The sequence below is a fragment of the Enterococcus sp. DIV1206 genome (assembly GCF_051712485.1).
Classification (GTDB): domain Bacteria; phylum Bacillota; class Bacilli; order Lactobacillales; family Enterococcaceae; genus Enterococcus; species Enterococcus faecalis.
In genome coordinates this window covers 1974188-1994368 of record NZ_JBIOOZ010000001.1, presented here as the reverse complement: position 1 = coordinate 1994368, position 20181 = coordinate 1974188, and the positions used below count along the sequence as shown (strand labels likewise).

Genomic DNA, 20181 nt, shown 5'->3' with positions numbered 1-20181 from the left:
CTAGAAAACCTATTTTTTTAAAACTAACGCACCATTATGAATGTAACTTGAAAACTCACGATACGTCTCATCAAATAAATCGTAATGTTTTTTATTTCCTTGGTCAAGCATTTCTTTAGGGAAATAGAAACGTTCATCTCCTTGACTCTGACCAGCAAGTGCTGCAACTAGGGGACTGACCGTTGCCAATTCCACTAATGAGCCATCTTTTTGCATCAATTCAATTTGTGTACGATGACGGTCTTTATTTGGACGATAAAAATCGTAAGGTAAATCATAGCTTGAATTAATGGCAGTATAATATTTAGGGTTGAAACCAACTTTTTCAATCAATTCCCTTAAATAAGCAATCGTTGCTGCGCTCTCTTTTTCGTTCGTAAAGGTGGCTGACTTCAGAGGCTTACGCATAAGGAAACGTTTGGCTAAATCACCTAGAATTGAATCAGGCACATCCATCCATTGTGTAAAGTACGTAGAGAGGACGCCATCATCCAATTTTAAATATTCTTGTAAGGTGAAGTCCCCTTTAAAGAATGGTACAAGCAGAGAGGCTTGTAAATCATAGTCAAATTCAGGGTTTTCAAATAATTCTTTCGCCCGATGCAATAAATGATCAAGAATCACTTCCATCCCACGAGAAACAGGATGGAAATAGACTTGGACATACATTTGGTAACGACTAACGATATAGTCTTCCACCGCATGCATCCCATTCATAGCAAAGGCAATGCCTCCTTTGTAGGGTCGAATCACACGTAAAATTCTAGTTAAATCGAAGGTTCCGTATTCAGTCCCTGTAAAGTATGCATCACGTAACAGATAGTCCATGCGATCGGCATCAATTTGACTAGAAATCATTTGCACCACTTGAGGATTTGGGTATTGTTTAGTAATAACGCTGGCGACTTTTTCAGGAAAATCTGCCGAAACACGATTTAAAATTTGATAGACTTCCGTTTCTGGTGAGGTGATGATTTGGACCGTGATTGCTTCATGGTTTGTATCAAAAATATGCTCGAATGTATGTGAATAAGGACCATGACCGACATCATGTAATAAAGCTGCGCAAAGTGTAATCAGGCGCTCGTCGTCATTCCAGCCGTTTTCACCTAATCGTTCCACAGAGTAGTTACGTTGGAAAATTTCACAAATCCGACGTGTAATTTCGTAAACACCCAAAGAATGGGAAAAACGACTATGTTCGGCACCGTGAAACGTAAAAGAAGAAGTACCTAGTTGCTTAATGCGACGTAATCGTTGCACTTCAGCAGAATTAATAAGGTCTAAAATCACTTGATGTTGGACATGAATATAATTATGGACGGGATCACGGAAAACTTTTTCGATTGGTAATCGTTGCTCTTTATACGGAATCGTCATACGATCTCTCCTTTAATTAAGGCGTTTCGTTGCGCCATTTTTTCCAGCTGGACAGTTAAATTTGTTTGGAACCATTCCGAGGTTATAATTGGTTCGGTTAAGTTTGGATCAATAGATTTTTCAAATTGTTGAGGTAATGCTTCGATTAAACGGGTTTTTACGGCGTCTATTGTTAATGGAGTCTCAATCAGGGTTTCTAAATTTGCCATCACTGCTGGATCAACGGGTGGATAGCCATTTTCACCAAATTGTTCTTGTAAGCCAGCAAGGTAAAAGTCTCGCACCACTTCTCCACGAGCAAGTTGATTGCCGTTAACACTGATGTAAATCATGACAGAAATACCGTCTTTGACGCGTCGTTGGGCAATCCCAGCAAACTTTTGACCGCCAATACTTAAATCATAAGTACCGGGACAATAGGATGTAGTAATTTCAAAGGCATCAATCTCTTTCTCCGGAAAACTCTGACGGAGCCAAGCCCACATTAATTCATAAGCCGCATCGATACTTAATTTGTGTTCAGAATTATTTGGTAAAATAAGTGAAACATTTAAAATACCCGAATCGGCAATCACCCCTAAACCGCCGGCATTGCGAACGACTACAGAATAATCGTTTTCTTGCAGAGAAGCGATTCCTTCTTTTAGATGAGGTACACGGGTATCTTTCATGCCAAGAATCATAGCTTGATCCAATTGCCAGAAATGAATGATTGGTTGGTGCTGCATTCCTGAAAAAGTGGTTAAAACATCGGTCAAGGCAAAAGGTAAAAAATAGTCACTGTTTGTTAAACAACCTGAATCAAGGAGCATAAATGATTCAGTGTGAAGGGGAAAAGTTGTGCTCATAAAAAACGTCCTGTCTATTTATAATTACGTCATTTAATACGTTTATTTTCTTACTCTCTCTTATATTATATACAAAAAACGCAAAAAAGCATGTTATATAAACGAATTCTGAAGGAATTCTCTAAAATAGTAAACGGTTTTCTTATTAAATAGATGAAACAAATGCTTGCAACCCGTGAAAAGAGCTTATACAATAAGAAAAGGTACATAAGCAAGGAAAAATTGACTTTAGTTGACAAATACATTGAAAAAGTCAACAATAAGAAAGTTATATTTTGGAAAAGGAGTGACCATTATGGATTTATCAACAGGCGTTCCTGTATCGATTCAACTAAAAACGATTGTCCAACAAGGCAACGAACAAAAAGATTTTTTCTTTGACTTAGAAGGTCAATTAGTAAAAATGGGTGATACATTATACATTCGTTACAAAGAAGAATTATTAGAGGATACAGAACCAACCCCCGTAACCATTAAAATTGAACCAGACGGGCATGTTCAGCTGATTCGTGCCGGTGAATTACGGATGCGTTTAAGATTTGGCTATCAGGAAAAATTAGATACAAGTTATCGAACCCCTTATGGCTTGCTACAGATTAGTACGTTTACACATAATTTGCGTGTTAGTTTAAAAGATCAACCAATGTCTGGTAAGATTTTAGTTGATTATGATTTATACTCTCAAACAGAGCGAATCGGAGAATATCATTTAGAATTAGAATTTACTGCATAAATATTGCAGAATAGAATTGATTTTTTTTCAATGTTTTTGTATGATAAGGAGTAGACTGTGAAAGGACGTGTACCTCTTGGAAATTAATGTATTTGAAGGGTTAAACAAAAAAGAATTATCCATGATTGAAGTAGCACACGCTATTTTAGAACAACATGCAGATGTAATGGATTTTTCTGATTTAGTTAACCAAATCCAAAATTATCTTGGCAAGTCTGATAGTGAAATTCGTGACCAATTAGCACAATTTTATACAGATTTAAACATCGACGGTAGCTTTATCTCATTGGGAGACAATCGTTGGGGCTTACGTTCATGGTATCCAATCGATTCAATCGATGAAGAAGTTACACATGGCTTGGAAGAAGACGAAGAAGATGCACCACGTCGTAGAAAACGTAAAAAAGTAAATGCCTTCATCACTAATCCAAACGATGAAGATGTAATTGACTATAACGATGACGATCCAGAAGATGCTGAATTAACAAATGATGATGAAGAAGACATCTTGTACGATGATGAAGAAGATGAAGATGAAGAAATCAAAGCATACAACTCTGACTTACAAGAGATTGGTGCAGATTCAGACGATGATGAAGAAGACATTCCGCAAATCGAAGAAGATTTAACGATCATTGATGACGATGATGTTGAAGATGAAGACGATTTTGATGACGAATATTCTGAAGAGTAAGAAACTAAAAAGCTTGATTCCTAAGAAGGAGTCAAGCTTTTTAGTTGAATGCTTAAGAAAAATGAGAAAATAGAAAAAATTATTTTCTTGAATAGAAGTACTTGACCTGATGTCCGTTTGCTTGTATTATACTACTTGGGCACCTTTAAGAAGGTCAGAAGTTTGAACGAACTTACAAGCTCCCTATTCGTAATGGATAGGGAGCTTTTCTATTTTTGTTTCTTTTTTATTTGGAGAAACGTAAGAGTCTCAAAGTTGTTTTACTTCTCTCTACAAAATATTATCAAAGAAAGGGTTTTTAACTATTATGACAAAATACATCTTTGTTACAGGTGGCGTGGTTTCTTCTATTGGAAAAGGGATTGTCGCAGCATCTTTAGGACGATTATTAAAAAATCGTGGATTAAAAGTTACGATTCAAAAATTCGATCCATATATTAATGTGGATCCGGGGACAATGAGTCCTTACCAACATGGAGAGGTTTTTGTCACAGATGATGGTGCCGAAACAGATTTGGACTTAGGTCACTATGAACGTTTTATTGATATTAACTTAAATAAATACTCAAACGTAACCACTGGGAAAATTTATTCAGAAGTCTTACGTAAAGAACGTAAAGGGGAATACTTAGGTGCAACAGTGCAAGTTATTCCACACATTACCAATGAAATCAAAGAAAAAATCATGCGTGCAGCGAAAATGACGGATGCCGATGTGATTATCACAGAAGTAGGTGGTACTGTCGGCGACATCGAATCATTACCTTTCCTAGAAGCATTGCGTCAAATGAAAGCTGATATGGGTAGTGACAACGTAATGTACATCCATACAACCTTGATTCCTTACTTAAAAGCGGCTGGCGAAATGAAAACTAAACCAACACAACATAGTGTCAAAGAATTAAGAAGTTTAGGGATTCAACCAAATATTTTAGTGGTCCGTACGGAATTACCTGTTTCTCAAAACACTAAAAACAAATTAGCACAATTCTGTGATGTTAATCCGGAAGCGGTAATTGAATCTCGTGATGTTGAAACGTTATACTCCATTCCATTAGCACTTCAAGCACAAAACATGGATCAAATTGTTTGTGATCATTTAAAATTGGATGCACCGGCTGCAGACATGACTGAGTGGCGTGCATTAGAAGAAAAAGTTCTTAACTTGAAAAAGAAAACAAAAATTGCGCTGGTTGGTAAATATGTTGAATTACCAGATGCCTATATTTCTGTTGTAGAAGCATTAAAACATGCTGGGTTTGATTTTGATTCAGATATCGAAATTGATTGGGTTGATTCACAAGAATTAACTGCTGAAAATGTCGCTGAAAGAATTGGTTCAGCAGATGGTATTTTGGTTCCTGGTGGTTTTGGTGATCGTGGAATTGAAGGAAAAATTGAAGCGATTCGTTTTGCTCGCGAAAATGACGTACCATTCCTTGGTATTTGTTTAGGTATGCAAATGGCCTGTGTAGAATTTGGTCGTAACGTTGTGGGCTTAGAAGATGCTGGTTCTGCAGAAACTAATCCTGACGTGACAAATAACATTATTGATTTAATGGCAGATCAAGAAAACATTGAGAATTTAGGTGGCACACTACGTTTAGGTTTATATCCATGTAAATTGAAAAAAGGAACGAAAACTGCGGCAGCATACGGAAATGAAGATGTTGTCCAAGAACGTCACCGTCATCGTTATGAATTTAACAACAAATACCGTCAATTATTTGAAGAAAATGGCTTAGTTTTCTCTGGAGTTTCACCAGATAATCGTTTAGTTGAGATTGTTGAAATTCCTGAAAAACAATTCTTTGTGGCTTGTCAATTCCACCCAGAATTAATTTCTCGTCCAAATCGCCCACAACGCTTAATCAAAGGATTTGTTGGTGCAGCTTTGGCAAATAAAGAAAGTAAATAAGCAAAAATGGACGAAGTGATTCAGTTCACTTCGTCCATTTTTAATCTAAAAAAGTACGGGGCTCATCATGAGCCCCGTACTTTTTATGCTGCTTTATTTTCATCTGGTTTAGAACTACTTTCAGGTGGTTGCGGCGGTTCTTGTGAACTAGAACTTGAAGGTTCAGGTGGTTGTTCTGATGTTGCCGGTTGCTCTGCTGAGGAAGAGCTTGCCGGCTGTTCGGTTGATGGTGGCGCTTCAGAGGAAGAAGGCGCACTTTCTGAACTAGAACTTGATGAACTTTCCGCTTCTTTTGTGGAAGAGGATTCCACCGTACTGCTAGATTTCGGCTGTGGTGCTGAAGAGGTAGTACTTGGTAAAACTTGTACATTTGGTACCTCATAGGCATCTTTCACGTATAATTCATTACCTACACGCACAACACTGTCTGGCTGCACCCAGTCATCGTTTGAAACATTTTGAGACAAGTAACTCATTATTTCACGATAAACATCCGAGGCAATTCCATAGTATTCTTGATAGATTGGTGTATTTCGATCATTGTATCCAGTCCAAACAGAAACGGCATAGTGTGTTGTATAACCAACAAAGGTACTATCCGGGGCAATTCCTTTTTCTGTTGTGCCCATTCGCGCTAAATCTTCATCAGTATAGTTAGAAGTCCCTGTTTTGGCCGCTTGGATTAAGCCTGGAATGGCGCCGTTAAATCCTGTTCCGCCATTTAAAACATCTTTTAACATATCCGTCATCATATAGGCGGTAGAGTCTTTCATCGCACGTTTACCATCAGGCTGATAATCAACGCTAGTTCCATCATTGAAAACGACTTTGTTTACGTAATACGGTTTGTTGTATATTCCGTTATTGGCGAAAGCCGCATAAGCTGCTGCTAACTTCAATGAGGAAATTCCATATTTATCGCCATCTACATCGCTTGTGTTACTTGAAATGGCATTCGAGGCTTCTAAGTTTTTATAGTCAATTCCTAGCCCTTTAATGAAAGGCATGATGTTTTCTTTACCAACTTCATCAAACGTCTGGACCGCGGTCGTGTTACGAGAACCCATAATCGCACGGCGCATAGTAATGACGCCTTGGTATGTTAAATCAGAGTTGAAGACATCAATGTCGGTACCAGGATATTTCGTTGGTTTATCCACCATGAGGCGACCTGTCGAATAATTTAAATTCTCAATTGCGGGACCATAATCCATGATTGGTTTCACAGTTGAACCAACATCACGTTGGGTGTTAACAGCTAAATTGTTTCCTAATTGCACATCATCAGGAATGTGACGACCACCAATTTGTGCTCGGACCTGTCCAGAGGCAACATCAATAACGGTTGAAGCCACTTGCATTTTATCATCTGGAAACGCAACGTATTGATCACTGTTGACAATATCGTAAAGTTGTTTTTGGGCATTCATATCTAAGTTTGTGTAGATATCTAGTCCGTCTGTGTAAACATTTTTACCAGTTTTTGCTTTCACTTCATTGATTACTTCTTTGACGTAATTATCTACGACTTTTCGATTGTCATCACTGGCTTTTAATGGCACTAAGCCTTCATCGATTGGGGTAGCTTTAGCTTTTTCGTACTCTGCTTTCGAGATTTTTTTATTGTCGTACATTGTGTAAAGTACAACATCCCGACGTTCTTTAGCAGTATCTGGTTTTGTATAGGGATCGTATGAGTTTGGCGCTTGTGGCATTCCTGCCAGTAGGGCCGTTTGTGGTAAATCAAGTTCAGATAAATGTTTACCATAATAATTTTCAGCCGCTGTTTCCATTCCATAAAAACCATTCGCCATGTAGACTTTGTTAATGTAGTAAGTTAAAATTTCTTCTTTTGATTTTTCACGTTCTAAACGAACAGCCATCCATGCTTCTTGTGCTTTCCGTTTCAAGGTTTGGTCAGATTCTTTTGTAGAGAAGTAGGACAATTTAATTAATTGTTGGGTTAAGGTACTTCCGCCTTGTAATCCACCATTTTTGACATTTGAAAGGGCAGAACCGATAATCCGAATCGGATCCACACCAATGTGTTTATAGAAACGACGGTCTTCGACAGAAACAATGGCATCTTTTAATAATTGAGGCACATCATTTGGTTGAATTAATTCACGCTTTTCTGCGCCTAAATCCTCAAAAATTTCATTATTAATATCGTAAAGCTTCGATGAAACTGTCGCATTCAGTTTGTCATCTTCTAATTTTGGGGCTTGTCGTGCATAGAACCAAAAAAGACCAACGCCTGCTAAAAAAGCGACCATCCCAGCGATAAGTAAGCCAAGAAAGATTTTTAAAACAAGCCGTTTTTTCTTTTTCGGCGGTTGTGTCTTTTTCTTGTAACTCGACTTCGATGAGGTGTTGGATGCATGTCTAGCAGCTCGCGAGCCTGAATTTGCGGTTGGCATAAATAGCAACTCCTTTGTTATACTTTCAAAACTTTATGAATCTAGTGTGTCTGAATATATTGTTCCACTGCGTCGAGATAAGGGATTCGCGGTGCGATTCCAAAAGATAATTCAATTCCTTCTTTCTCGATGAGTGCAAGCGGCATAGATTTTTTTCCAGTAACTGCTTGGTTTTTCCAATGCGTTATTAGATTTTCACCACTAAAAAAGAAGCAGCGTTTTAAGCTTGAAAACCATAATAGCACAAAACAAATCCCTTGTTGTGCTATACATTGTTCCATATGATCAATTTGATGTTGATGAAAATTTTTAAAGGGAAAGGACGTGGTATTTTTCGTTTCTTTCGCTTCAAAATCTATGTAACGGCCTTGATATACACCGTTATAATCAGTCGTTGAAGCTTGTCTAAAGTAGGCCTCCTTAATAACAGCCGCACTTCGTTTGGGATAATCTACTTTAACAATTTGAACAGGAGTGGGTTTCTTATGAACGACTGCTTGCTTATTCAATAGATAATATTGATTGCTTTGATTGATCGCTTCTTCGAAATCCATCCCACGATTACCAAATTCAACGGGGCGTTTCTTTTTTACTTGTTTTTTTGGTGATTGTGCTTCATGATGATTATAAGGTATTCCGTTAGGATAATGGAACGTCACGTTTATCACACTCCTAGCCTGTATTATACCAAAAAAAAGACCTGAAAGAAAAGGGATGACTTATGGAAATGATAAAAACCCTCTATGTCACCGGTTATCGCAGCTTTGAATTGGGGATATTTCAAGGAAAAGACCCGAAAATCACAGTTATTAAAAATGTCTTAAAAAAAGAGTTAGCCAGTTATATTGAAGCGGGAGTAGAATGGATTTTGATTTCTGGCAATTTAGGTGTTGAACTTTGGACAGCTGAAGTAGTTGGGGAATTAAAAACGGAATATCCAGAAGTCCAGCTAGGTTTGCTTTATCCATTTAAAGACTTTGGCAATAATTGGAATGAACAAAATCGAGAACTGTTAACGAAAGCGGAAAGTTTGGCTGATTATATCAACTCAGTAAGTCACCAGCCCTATCAATCGCCAGCACAATTAAAAATGCATACAAAATTTCTTTTGGAACATTCTGGGGGCAGCTTACTTATTTATGACAAAGAGTACCCTGGCAAAACGGAGTATTTTTTAAAGGATGCACAACATTTTTCGGAACGAGAACCCTATGATATTCGCTTAATTACAATGGATGATTTACAAAACTCGGTGATTGATTAGAGAATCTGTTTGATTTTCTAGCTATTTTTCGTTACAATAGTATTTGTGGAACTATGAAATTTTCTATCGTAAATAAACAAATGAGGTGTAAACATGGCAAATTTAGTATATAGTCCTAAAGACATTTTACAAAAAGAATTTAAAACGAAAATGATGAACGGGTATGACCCGATTGAAGTAGACGAATTTTTAGACAATGTTATTAAAGACTACGAAGCTTATAATAAAGAATTATTAAGCTTGCAAGAAGAAAACAGCCGCTTAATGGCAAAATTAGACCAATTATCAAAAAACCAACCAACGCCTCGTGTTGCTCAAGAAGTACCAAAAAGTGCAGCAGTGACCAACTTTGATATTTTAAAACGTTTATCAAACTTAGAGCGTGAAGTTTTTGGTAAAAAGTTAGATGAAACACCTTCAACACCTGTAACGCCTTCCGCACCGTCAATGACTGCAGAACCAGCGAACCATGATGTTGATAATGCACAAACACGTCAATTTTAACAAGACAATTTAAGTCAAGTTTTCACGAGGAACAGAAAGCATTTGTTAGAATAGCGGACACTTGTTTTAGTGTATAAATTTTTGCTGTTCGTTTAAACAGATTTGTAATTTTCGGGTGATCGCGGTTTGCTTTTGCAAGCTGAGGAAAGTCCATGCTCGCACAAGCTGAGATGCTTGTAGTGTTCGTGCTTAGCGAAATCATAAGCTAAGGTACTCTTTTAGAGTAACGGCAGGAAAAATGACTAAGGTTTCGACTATGTCAAAGTATCCTTGAAAGTGCCACAGTGACGAAGCGATGTGGGAAACTCCATCGGTGGAACGCGGTAAACCCCTCGAGCGAGCAACCCAAACAATGGTAGGGGCGCTCTTCTAAAGGAAATGAACGAGTAGAAGAGGCAGAGTTTACTCTGCAGATAGATGATGACCGTCACCAATTTTTCCTGAAGAATTGGTGATACAGAACATGGCTTATAGAAAATTACAAGTAATTCAGGAAGACCTTCCAACGTAGTTGTGAAGGCTTTTTTTACGAAAAGAATAAAAAAATGTTAAAATAAAGAAACTGAGATAAAAGTAGTAAGCTATCTGTTCTAAAGAGGCCGGGACAGGCCCGTTTAGTTCAGAGAAAGCGGACAATTACAAAAAACAAGCGGAGCAGTAGTCGGCAGGACTGTTAGCTCCAGACAATAAAAAAGAGTCAAGAAGGAGTTTTTATGACGAAAGAAAAAACATTCAAACTTGTTGCAACGGCTGCTAGTGGCTTAGAAGCATTAGTTGGAAAAGAATTGCGTGATTTAGGGATTCCCTGTGAAGTAGAAAATGGTCGGGCCGTCTTTGAAGGCACAGTTGAAACAATTGCTACTGCCAATTTATGGCTACGAACAGCAGATCGGATTAAAATCGTCGTTGGCGAATTTAACGCCTATAGTTTTGATGAATTATTTGAAAAAGTTAAAGCACTTCCTTGGGAAGATTATTTGCCTTTAGATGCAGAATTTCCAGTTGCAGGTAAATCAATTAAGTCAAAATTGTATAGTGTTCCTGATTGCCAAGCCATCACCAAAAAAGCCATTGTTAACCGTTTAAGAGAAGTTTACCATCGTCCAGCGACGGTGCCTTTAACCGAAACAGGAGCTTTGTTTAAATTAGAAGTGGCTCTGCTAAAAGATAAAGTGACGTTGACGTTGGACACGACTGGACCAAGTTTATTTAAACGAGGCTATCGCATTGAAAAGGGGGGCGCACCTCTTAAGGAAAACATGGCAGCTGCTTTAGTGATGTTGACCAATTGGCGCAAAGATCGTCCTTTTTATGATCCAGTTTGTGGTTCTGGAACAATTTGTATTGAAGCAGCATTAATTGGCCATAACATTGCCCCTGGCTTTAATCGTAGTTTCACTTGTGAAACATGGGATTGGGTTGATCCAGCAATTTTTGAAAAAGTACGTAACGAAGCCGAGGCAAAGGCAGACTACGATGTTGAATTAGATATCTGTGGTTCAGATGTTGATGGGCGAATGATTGAAGTCGCACGAGCGAATGCTGAGGAAGTTGGTTTAGGTGATTCAATTACCTTTAAACAATTGGCATTAAAAGATTTTACAACCGAGAAGGAATATGGTGTAATGGTAGCTAACCCGCCTTATGGTGAGCGTTTAGGAGAAGAGGAAAGTGTTCGTCGTTTGTATAAAGAAATGGGCCATGTTTTCCGTCCGTTAACTACTTGGAGCAAGTATATACTGACGAGTGATCTTGCTTTTGAAGAATATTATGGTGCCAAAGCTACTAAAAAACGGAAGCTTTACAACGGAGCCTTACGAACAGATTTATTCCAATACTGGGGAACACGTCCACCAAGAAAACCACGGGAAGACTAAGAAAGCTGGTGTAAAAAATGAAGGAAGCTGTATTTTTACAAGAAGTGAAAGAAATTCAATTACTAAAAAATGCCTTGACATTATTAGACTGGGATTCATCAACTGGGATGCCAGAAAAAAGTAGTCCTTTTCGAGGAGAAGTAGAAGGGTATTTAACCGGATTATATTTTGAACGAAGTATTGGCCCAGTTATTCAAGAAGCATTGGCCTATTTTGAGACACGCCCTGAAGAATTATCTGAATTAGGGAAACTGGTTTTTGAAAAAGTAAAAGAAGAATATGCTTTGAATAAAAATGTTCCAGCTGAACGTATGCAAGAATATGTTAAAGTATTAAACCAAGCACATACAGATTGGCTAAAAGCACGCGCTGCACAAGATTTCGGCTTGTTAGAAGAAACCTTAACGAAGGTCGTTGCGTTCCAAAAAGAGTTCATTCCTTATTGGCAAAAAGAAGAAAAAACACCGTACGATGTGTTATTAAATCAATTTGAACCAGGGATGACGGTTGAGAAGCTAGACCAAGTATTCGACCAAGTAAAACAAGGGATTCAAGAAATTCGGACCGTTTTAGCAGAAAAAGGTACGCCGCCTAGAACTGACTTTTTATCTAGAAAAATGACCAAAGAACAACAACGCCGTTTTGTGATTGGTGTGGTTGAGCAATTAGGCTATGATTTTTCAAAAGGTCGATTAGATGATACAGTTCATCCATTTATGACAGCTCTAAATCGAAATGATGCGCGGATTACTACGCGCTGGGAAGAAAATAATTTCTCAATGGCAACATTTGGTGTGATTCATGAAGCGGGTCATGGGATGTATGAACAAAATTTTGATCCTAAATTTGACTTTACGCCGCTAAGCGAAGGTGCCTCTATGGGGATTCACGAATCACAATCGCTCTTTAATGAAATTATCATTGGTAGCAACCGAGCTTTTTGGCAAAAACAATACCCGTTTTTCCAAGAATGTGCAGAAGGTACTTTTGATGATATTGCTTTTGAAGATTTCTATGCTTCTTTAAAAGAAACGAAAGCAAGTTTGATTCGGATTGATTCCGATAGTCTCACCTATCCTTTGCATATCATTATTCGTTATGAAATTGAAAAAATGTTATTTAATGGTTCTTTGGAAGTCGCTGATTTGCCAAAAGTGTGGAACGAAAAATACCAAGAGTACTTAGGCGTATCACCTGAAAATGATTTAGAAGGTATCCTTCAAGATGTTCATTGGTCTGGAGGTAGCTTTGGTTATTTCCCATCTTATGCCTTGGGTTATATGTACGCCGCGCAACTATTTCACGCAATGAAACAAGAATTATCTGTTGATGAAATTTTAGCTTCGGAGGATTATTCTGATATCCGTAAATGGTTAACACAACATATTCATCAGTACGGCGCTTCACGTAAACCAAATCAATTAATTTATGATGCAACGGGAGAAGAATTGAATCCTAGTTATTTAATTGATTATATGAAAGCTATTTATTTTGATGTTTATCAAGTGCAATAAGTGAAACAAGCAAGGGGAAGTGGACAACAACAATGTTATCAATTCGTGAATATTTAGAAGCTGGTGAAACAACAATCTCAAACTTACTATTTGATCATTACCAAAAAATTGGTTTGAAAGATGATGAATTTCTCTTTTTACTGCAACTTTTTCGTTCGCAAAATGCAGGCGATTTATTTCCAGACTTAATGGCGATTGCAGAGACGATGGGCAAAACGCCAGATACGATTTATAAGTTGTTAAATCAATTGGTTTCTCGCGGATTTATTCGAATTGAAACACAACAAAACCAAAAAGGTCAAATGATGGATACGTATGATTTACTGCCTGTTTTTCAAAAGATTCAATTATTTTTACAAACGAGCAAAGAAAAACAAGTTGTCGCAAACCACGAAGATGAAATTAAACAGCTTTACCAAGGCTTTGAAAAAGAATTCGGACGTCCACTTTCACCCATTGAATTAGAAATGATTGGTCAGTGGTTGAACACGGACCATTATTCCCCTGAATTAATCCGGTTAGCGTTGCGAGAAGCTGTTTTAAATCAGGCGTATAGTTTGAAATATATTGATCGTATTTTACTTGCGTGGGAGCGTAAAAATATTACCACCAAAGAACAAGTGGCTGCTGATCAGAAAAAACGAAAAGATTCTATGATTCAAAATGAGATTGAACAACAAGGTCAGACACAAGAAGCGTTACCAAAGGTTACATTACACAATTGGTTAAATCCAGAAGACAGTGAATAAAAAGGAGGTGGGCCATGCTATCAAAAGAGAAAACGATGGAAGCTATTGAAATTATGTATGAGATGTTTCCAAATGCAGAATGTGAATTAAAACATAAGAATCCTTTTGAATTATTAATTGCTGTGATTTTAAGTGCGCAAGCAACCGATGTATCGGTAAATAAAGCGACTCCTGGTTTATTCGCAGCTTTTCCAACACCAGAAGCTTTAGCAGCTGCACCGGTGGAGGAGATTATTGCTAAAATAAAAACCATTGGCTTATATCGCAATAAAGCAAAAAATATTAAAGCGTGCGCACAACAACTTTTAGAACGTTTCAATGGAGAAGTTCCGCAAACCAGAGATGAACTGGTCAGTTTACCTGGCGTGGGGAGAAAAACAGCCAATGTAGTAATGGGAGATGCTTTCGGCGAACCGGCTTTTGCAGTAGATACACATGTGGAACGAGTGTCCAAGCGCCTTAGAATTTGTAAGCTAAATGCGAATGTTACTGAAGTTGAGCAAACCTTAATGCGTAAAGTTCCGAAAGAACTCTGGGTGAAAACGCACCATACCATGATTTTCTTTGGGCGTTATCACTGCCTAGCAAGAGCGCCTAAATGTGAAGCCTGTCCGCTACTCTATATGTGTCAAGAAGGCAAAGAACGGATGAAAGGGAAATAACATATTTTTCCTAAGAAAGCGAGCCACAAGTCCAACCGACTTGTGGCTCGCTTTCTTTTTTGATGTTTAAGAAACGCAACAAATGATTGCGGTTTCTTAAAAATTGATTTAGTATAGACAGTGTGGTATATACTAGGAAATTTATTTTTTTGAAGAAAGATAGGCGATGAAATGACAGAAAATGCACCCAAATTTAAGCAAATTTCTGCAGAAATTGAAAAGAAGATTCGAGACGGTCTGTATGTAAGTGCACAAAAATTACCTTCAGAATATGATTTAGCTAAAGAATATAACTGCAGTCGCTTGACCATCCGTAAAGCGATTGATGATTTGATTCGCAAAAATATTTTGGTAAAACGACATGGTAAAGGTAGTTATGTGATGTCGCAAGCGAAAATTCAAAGTGGTCGTGCTGGCTTACAAGGTTTTACTGAGGCAGCCAAAGCTTACGGGAAAAAAAGCCAGACAGAAGTCATTTCCTTTGAAGAAGTAGTACATCCCGCTGAGAAAATTCGGGAGGCGCTCCAAGTGGGCAAAAATGAGGCAATTTATGAACTGATTCGCCGCCGAATGTTAGACGGCGAGCCAATGACAGTTGAAAAAATTTATTTGCCACAGGCATACGTACAAGGCCATACGAAGCAAGACTTCGAGGGCTCTCTTTTCTGCTTAATCGAGAAGAACGTCGAGATTGCTTATTCGCATCAAGAAATTGAAGCAATCTTAGTTGAAGCGGAAATTTCAGAATTATTGAATGTTCCTGTGGGCCAGCCACTTTTACAAGTCCACTCTATCACCTATGCGCTTGATGCAACCCCCATTTTATATGATGTCTCTTTATATCGAGCAGATCGGTACACATTTAAAAACACACTGACCCGTTATAGCCCGTCTGAAAACAACCAAGTGGAGCTAGGAGGTTCTTGGAACGAATGAAGATTAAAGAAGAAATAGCCGCTCAAAAAGATTTATTTTATGAAGACTTAAACAAAATTATGGAGATTCGAAGTGTGAAAGGGTCGCCTAAAAAAGAGGCCCCTTTTGGCGAAGGACCGAAAAGAGCCTTGGAAGAAACGCTGAAACTTGCAGAGCGTTATGGCTTTCAAACTGAGATTGTCAATGACGCAGTTGGCTATGCGCAATGGGGAACAGCGGAAGAATACCTGGGGATTATTGGTCATTTAGACGTAGTACCAGAAGGTTCTGGCTGGTCAGTGCCGCCCTTTCAATTAACGAAAAAAAATCAACGTTTGTATGGTAGAGGAATTCTAGATAATAAAGGTCCTATATTGGCTTGCCTGTATGGAATGAAATTACTGAAAGAACTTGGTTACCAACCAAAGAAAACCATTCGCTTAATGTTTGGCACGGATGAAGAAAGTGGGAGTGGAGATATCCCCTTATATTTAGAGAAGGAAAACGCACCCGTTTTTGGATTTACTCCAGATTGTAAATATCCAGTAGTTTATGGGGAGCGAGGGATTGTTAATTATGAAATCACAACGACCATCCCAGATGATTCAAGTGAACAAATTGGTCAGATTATGGGTGATCAAGCAAAAGACCATGTGCCTGATCAATTAAGTGTGGTGATTGCAGGAAAAACAACAGCAATCACGGGAAAACGTGCTCCTTCCAATGCGCCAGAACTAGGCAAGAACGCGATTACTTTATTGGCACAGAAAATTAGCGAGGAACAGTTAGTCAAAGGAAATTTATTACAGTATTTCGACTGGTTAACGGCTAGTTTTCATGAAAAGCACTATGGCGAAGGAGTAGCTCTGGACTTTAAGGATCAGGATAGCGGGCAATTGATTTTAACGCCCTATGCGTTGGAAAAACGAGGACAGCAATTGGTGTTATCATTGGCCGTGCGTTATCCTGTTTCTATTACAGAAAACGAAGTAACCACGCAGCTAACGAAGGCACTATTTCCAGAAAGTGAAGTGACCGTCATCCGCCGCCTCCCTAGTACGCTGTTTCCAAAAGATGAGCGCAATGTTCAAAAATTAACCAAGGTTTATGAACAAATTACTGGCTTAGATGGGACGCCAGTCACAACTACAGGTGCTACGTATGCTCGTTTTATGCCGAATATCGTTGCTTTTGGTCCATCATTTCCTGGTCAAAAAGGCATTGCGCATAACCAAGATGAATATATGGATGAAAAAGATTTACTGCTTAATCTGGAAATCTATATGCAAGCGATGATTGCATTAACAGAAGCATAAAACCAATAGAAGATACACGTATGAGAAGGAGCCAATGTGTTTCGTAGAGGTCGCATACGTGTATCTTCTATTTTTCTGTATAAAATTTCATTTTCAGTATATACAAAACAGTATATACTAGTTTATAATGATGGGGAAATGTAAGCGTTAACGAAAGGGCGGATGGAAAATGACTTGGGGTGCAATTGCGACATGGCGGATGGCACATGATGGGTTACTAAAAGCTACAGAAGAATTACAACAAGGAGGTGCTGCAGGCACGGCCGTGGAACAATTAATTAAAGAAGTAGAAGACTATCCTTTTTATAAGTCAGTGGGCTACGGCGGTTTACCTAATGAGGAAGGGATTTTAGAAATGGATGCTGCCTATATGGATGGAGACACATTTGCAATTGGTGCTGTGGCAGGAATTACAGATGTTAAAAATCCGATTTCAGTGGCTAAAGCATTAAGTAAAGAGAAGTTTAATAGTTTTCGTGTTGGCGCAGGTGCAACGAAATATTCAATGTTGCACGGTTTTGAAAGAAAGAATATGTTGACAGAACGCGCTAATCAATGGTGGCAAAAGCGTTTAAAAGAAATTCAGGAAAATCAGTTGAACCCCTATGATGGGCATGATACTGTCGGCGCTATTACGTTAGACCAAACAGGATCAATGGCAGCTGGCACTTCCAGTTCGGGACTCTTCATGAAAAAAGCAGGACGTGTTGGTGATTCACCACTGTCAGGTTCTGGTTTTTATGTTGATAGCGAAATTGGTGGTGCTGCGGCTACAGGATTAGGTGAAGATTTAATGAAAGGCTGTCTTTCTTATGAAATCGTCCGTTTAATGGGGGAAGGGTGCTCGCCACAACAAGCATGTGATCAAGCCGTCTATGCTTTTCATGAAAAATTGACCCAACGTTATGGGAAAGCAGGAGCTTTTTCACTAGTGGCCATGAACAAACAGGGAGACTGGGGCGTAGCTACGAATGTGGAATTTACTTTTACAGTTGGTACTGATATGCAGCAACCAGAAATCTATATTGCAAATCCAGGCAAGAATCATACCACAGAGATTCAGCCGATTTCACAAGAATGGTTAGCGGCCTATGAAAAAAGAATCAAAGCACCAATTGAATAAATGAGGAGAGTGAAGGAACATGAGTAAAAAACAAATTTATCTTTTTTGTGATGCAGGAATGTCTACAAGTATTATGGTGAATAAAATGATGGAAGTGGTGGAAAAACATCAAATGCCTTTAATGATTACTGCTTTTCCTATTGCAAGAGCACAAGAAGTGGTTGAAGCAGAGAAGCCTGTTGCTATTTTATTAGGACCACAAGTCCGTTTTTTATTAGAAAAAACAAAAGAACAATTTGCTCCTCAAGGGATTCCTGTCGCTGCAATTGCGCCAGAAATTTATGGCATGATGGATGGCGAAAAAGCATTGAAAGAAGCGCTGCGGTTAATTAAGCAAAATAAAAAATAATAGATAGGAGTGACGACCGTGCAAAAATTTTTGGATTGGTTAGAGCGCGTATTGACCCCTTTGGCAAAAGTGATAGGAGAAAATAAGTATTTAGTAGCGATTCGTGATGGCTTCCTTTTATCAACGCCCTTGTTGATTGTTGGTTCGGTCTTCTTATTAATTGCTAATTTTCCTTTGCCACAATGGGATACTTGGATGTCTCATTTGCTTGGTAAAGACTGGGCGACAATGATGTCTGTTCCAGCTAGTGCTAGTTTTGATGTAATGACTATTCTGGCCGTTGTCGGTATTGCCTATAGTTTAGGAAAACAATTCAATGTGGATGCAATGCAAGCAGGAATTATCGCATTGGTTTCATTTTTTATTGTAACGCCTTATCAAACATTATTTACACCGGAAAATAGTTCAAAGGTTTATGAAGTTACCAGTTTACCTTTAAAATGGATGGGTTCCAGTGGCTTGTTTTTAGGAATGATTGTCGCATTAATTGCGACTCGTTTATTTGTGGCCATTGTTCGTAAAGGGTGGACAATAAAAATGCCAGAAGGAGTGCCACCAACAGTGGTTAAGTCTTTTGAGGCCCTGATTCCGAGTTTTTTAGTTGTTACTCTCATGTTTTTAGTCAATTGGCTGGCTGCTTTAACTCCTTATGGTAATTTACAAGATGTTATTTTTGAATTTCTACAAACGCCCTTATTGAGTCTTGGTAATACCTTAGGTGCGATGAGCATTGCTTATTTATTTTTACACTTCTTTTGGTTCTTTGGCATTAACGGAGGTAGCGTGGTTGGCGCAGTCTTTAATCCTGTTTTGCGGGCATTGTCTGTTGAAAATTTACAAGCATTTAAAGACGGTCATGAAATTCCCAACATCATCACTGGACAATTTCAAGATATGTTTGCAACATTTGGTGGCGCCGGTTCCACACTCTCATTAATCATTGTGATGGTCTTATTCTGTAAAAGTCAACGAATTAAAAAGCTTTCGCAACTTTCACTAATTCCTGGTGTTTTTGGGATTAACGAACCAATCATTTTTGGGTTACCAATTGTTTTAAATCCAATCCTTTTAATTCCATTTGTCTTAGTACCCGCAATTAATATTATTATTGCCTATTTTGCTATGGATTGGGGCTTAGTTCCATTGACGAACGGTATTCAATTGCCGTGGACGACTCCGCCAATTATCTCAGGATTTTTAGTCAGCGGTTGGCAAGGATCAATTCTGCAAGCTCTCTTATTGGTACTAGGAATGTTCATTTATTATCCTTTTATTCGAGTTATGGATGACCAATATTTACGTGAAGAATGGAAAGCACAAGAAGAAGAGAGTGAAGAAATTGATTTTGATTCCTTTGACTTCGATGATTTATAAATAAGGAGGAAATAGGCATGAAAAAAATCCTTTTAGTCTTAAACCACAGTTTAGCAGGATTTGGCAGTGATGAACAAGCTCAGCTGAAACCAAGTGGTAAAAAAGCTCCCTTAGGTCCAGGGGTAACATTGCTACCATTTTTACAGAAGCAAGGAGCGGAAATTGTTGCGACACTTTATTGTGGTGACCAATATTATTTGGAAAACGAGGAAGAGGTAGCAAAGAAATTTATTGGCTTTGCAAAAAAGTTTCATGCCGATGCGGTTCTTTGCGGACCAGCCATGCATTATCCTAATTTTGGAGAAATGGCTGCTCGTCTAGCTTGTAAGTTTAATGCTGCAGGCATTCCTGCAATTGCAGCGATGGCAGAAGAAAATCCAGCAGTTAGTCACTATTATCAGCAAGTACCGATTGTGAAGATGCCCAAAAAGGGCGGCATTGGTTTAAATAATTCGTTTAAACAAATGGCGCAATTGGTCGTGGCAAAAGCAAATGGAAAAGAAACCAAACAGTTAGAAGAAACAAGTTGTTTTTAATTGTT

Annotated in this window: 19 protein-coding genes and 1 other RNA gene; 16 read left to right on the top strand and 4 right to left on the bottom strand. The window is 38.4% G+C overall.

Features of this window, described 5'->3' with window-relative positions; genetic code table 11:
- Window positions 1–9: 9 nt before the first annotated feature.
- Entirely contained in the window at window positions 10–1380 is a 1371-nt protein-coding gene (locus IGK86_RS09705; protein WP_002357999.1) for a dNTPase, read from the bottom strand.
- Window positions 1377–2192, bottom strand: coding sequence for a lipoate--protein ligase family protein (locus tag IGK86_RS09700; protein WP_016617193.1), 816 nt, complete (start codon window positions 2190–2192; stop codon window positions 1377–1379). Before IGK86_RS09700 ends, IGK86_RS09705 begins: the two co-directional genes overlap by 4 nt.
- A 331-nt stretch (window positions 2193–2523) precedes the next feature.
- On the opposite strand from IGK86_RS09700, the gene IGK86_RS09695 reads away from it, so the two are divergent.
- From IGK86_RS09695 to IGK86_RS09685, 3 genes are all read left to right on the top strand, one after another.
- Window positions 2524–2961 carry a DUF1934 domain-containing protein gene (locus IGK86_RS09695; protein WP_002382132.1) on the top strand — a complete coding sequence of 146 codons (438 nt, stop codon included), beginning with the start codon at window positions 2524–2526 and terminating at the stop codon, window positions 2959–2961.
- Between the two features lie 76 nt (window positions 2962–3037).
- Window positions 3038–3655 (top strand): DNA-directed RNA polymerase subunit delta, encoded by a 618-nt coding sequence (gene rpoE, locus IGK86_RS09690; protein ID WP_002357996.1) that lies wholly within the window; start codon window positions 3038–3040, stop codon window positions 3653–3655.
- Window positions 3656–3962: 307 nt separating this feature from the next.
- Entirely contained in the window at window positions 3963–5573 is a 1611-nt protein-coding gene (locus tag IGK86_RS09685; RefSeq protein WP_002357995.1) for a CTP synthase, read from the top strand.
- A gap of 83 nt (window positions 5574–5656) precedes the next feature.
- Here the strand turns inward: IGK86_RS09685 and IGK86_RS09680 are convergent, their stop codons facing one another.
- Window positions 5657–7993: a PBP1A family penicillin-binding protein gene (locus IGK86_RS09680; protein ID WP_016617194.1), complete on the bottom strand. Its 2337-nt coding sequence runs from the start codon at window positions 7991–7993 to the stop codon at window positions 5657–5659.
- 41 nt (window positions 7994–8034) lie between these two features.
- Window positions 8035–8652: a Holliday junction resolvase RecU gene (gene recU, locus IGK86_RS09675; protein ID WP_002388848.1), complete on the bottom strand. Its 618-nt coding sequence runs from the start codon at window positions 8650–8652 to the stop codon at window positions 8035–8037.
- 62 nt (window positions 8653–8714) lie between these two features.
- Here recU and IGK86_RS09670 point away from each other — a divergent pair, with 62 nt between their 5' ends.
- The 13 genes from IGK86_RS09670 to IGK86_RS09610 all read left to right on the top strand — a co-directional run bounded on the left by IGK86_RS09670 (window position 8715) and on the right by IGK86_RS09610 (window position 20176).
- The gene (locus IGK86_RS09670; protein WP_002360568.1) at window positions 8715–9257 is read left to right on the top strand and encodes a DUF1273 domain-containing protein; all 543 of its coding nucleotides are present in this window, start codon (window positions 8715–8717) and stop codon (window positions 9255–9257) included.
- A gap of 93 nt (window positions 9258–9350) precedes the next feature.
- Window positions 9351–9761, top strand: a complete 411-nt coding sequence (gene gpsB, locus IGK86_RS09665) for a cell division regulator GpsB (RefSeq protein WP_010775738.1) — start codon at window positions 9351–9353, stop codon at window positions 9759–9761.
- Between the two features lie 107 nt (window positions 9762–9868).
- Window positions 9869–10237: RNase P RNA component class B (rnpB, locus tag IGK86_RS09660), an RNA gene on the top strand.
- A 237-nt stretch (window positions 10238–10474) separates the two neighbouring features.
- Window positions 10475–11638, top strand: a complete 1164-nt coding sequence (locus IGK86_RS09655; protein ID WP_002357989.1) for a THUMP domain-containing class I SAM-dependent RNA methyltransferase — start codon at window positions 10475–10477, stop codon at window positions 11636–11638.
- Between the two features lie 17 nt (window positions 11639–11655).
- Window positions 11656–13152: a carboxypeptidase M32 gene (locus tag IGK86_RS09650; protein ID WP_016617195.1), complete on the top strand. Its 1497-nt coding sequence runs from the start codon at window positions 11656–11658 to the stop codon at window positions 13150–13152.
- A gap of 32 nt (window positions 13153–13184) precedes the next feature.
- Window positions 13185–13901: a DnaD domain protein gene (locus tag IGK86_RS09645; RefSeq protein ID WP_002361632.1), complete on the top strand. Its 717-nt coding sequence runs from the start codon at window positions 13185–13187 to the stop codon at window positions 13899–13901.
- 14 nt (window positions 13902–13915) lie between these two features.
- Window positions 13916–14563: an endonuclease III gene (nth, locus tag IGK86_RS09640; protein ID WP_002357985.1), complete on the top strand. Its 648-nt coding sequence runs from the start codon at window positions 13916–13918 to the stop codon at window positions 14561–14563.
- Between the two features lie 171 nt (window positions 14564–14734).
- A complete protein-coding gene (locus tag IGK86_RS09635) occupies window positions 14735–15499 on the top strand; it encodes a GntR family transcriptional regulator, LSA1692 subfamily (RefSeq protein WP_002357984.1) in 765 nt (254 codons plus the stop codon).
- The gene (locus IGK86_RS09630) at window positions 15496–16794 is read left to right on the top strand and encodes a Sapep family Mn(2+)-dependent dipeptidase (protein ID WP_016617196.1); all 1299 of its coding nucleotides are present in this window, start codon (window positions 15496–15498) and stop codon (window positions 16792–16794) included. The genes IGK86_RS09635 and IGK86_RS09630 overlap by 4 nt, the downstream gene beginning before the upstream one ends.
- Window positions 16795–16963: 169 nt before the next feature.
- The gene (locus tag IGK86_RS09625; protein ID WP_002380170.1) at window positions 16964–17917 is read left to right on the top strand and encodes a N(4)-(beta-N-acetylglucosaminyl)-L-asparaginase; all 954 of its coding nucleotides are present in this window, start codon (window positions 16964–16966) and stop codon (window positions 17915–17917) included.
- Between the two features lie 19 nt (window positions 17918–17936).
- Complete coding sequence (locus tag IGK86_RS09620) at window positions 17937–18266, top strand: PTS sugar transporter subunit IIB (protein WP_002357981.1); 330 nt, start codon at window positions 17937–17939, stop codon at window positions 18264–18266.
- 18 nt (window positions 18267–18284) lie between these two features.
- Window positions 18285–19640, top strand: coding sequence for a PTS cellobiose transporter subunit IIC (gene celB, locus IGK86_RS09615; RefSeq protein WP_002384702.1), 1356 nt, complete (start codon window positions 18285–18287; stop codon window positions 19638–19640).
- Between the two features lie 17 nt (window positions 19641–19657).
- Window positions 19658–20176, top strand: coding sequence for a GrdB-related putative oxidoreductase (locus IGK86_RS09610; protein ID WP_002361637.1), 519 nt, complete (start codon window positions 19658–19660; stop codon window positions 20174–20176).
- The last annotated feature ends 5 nt before the right edge of the window (window positions 20177–20181 follow it).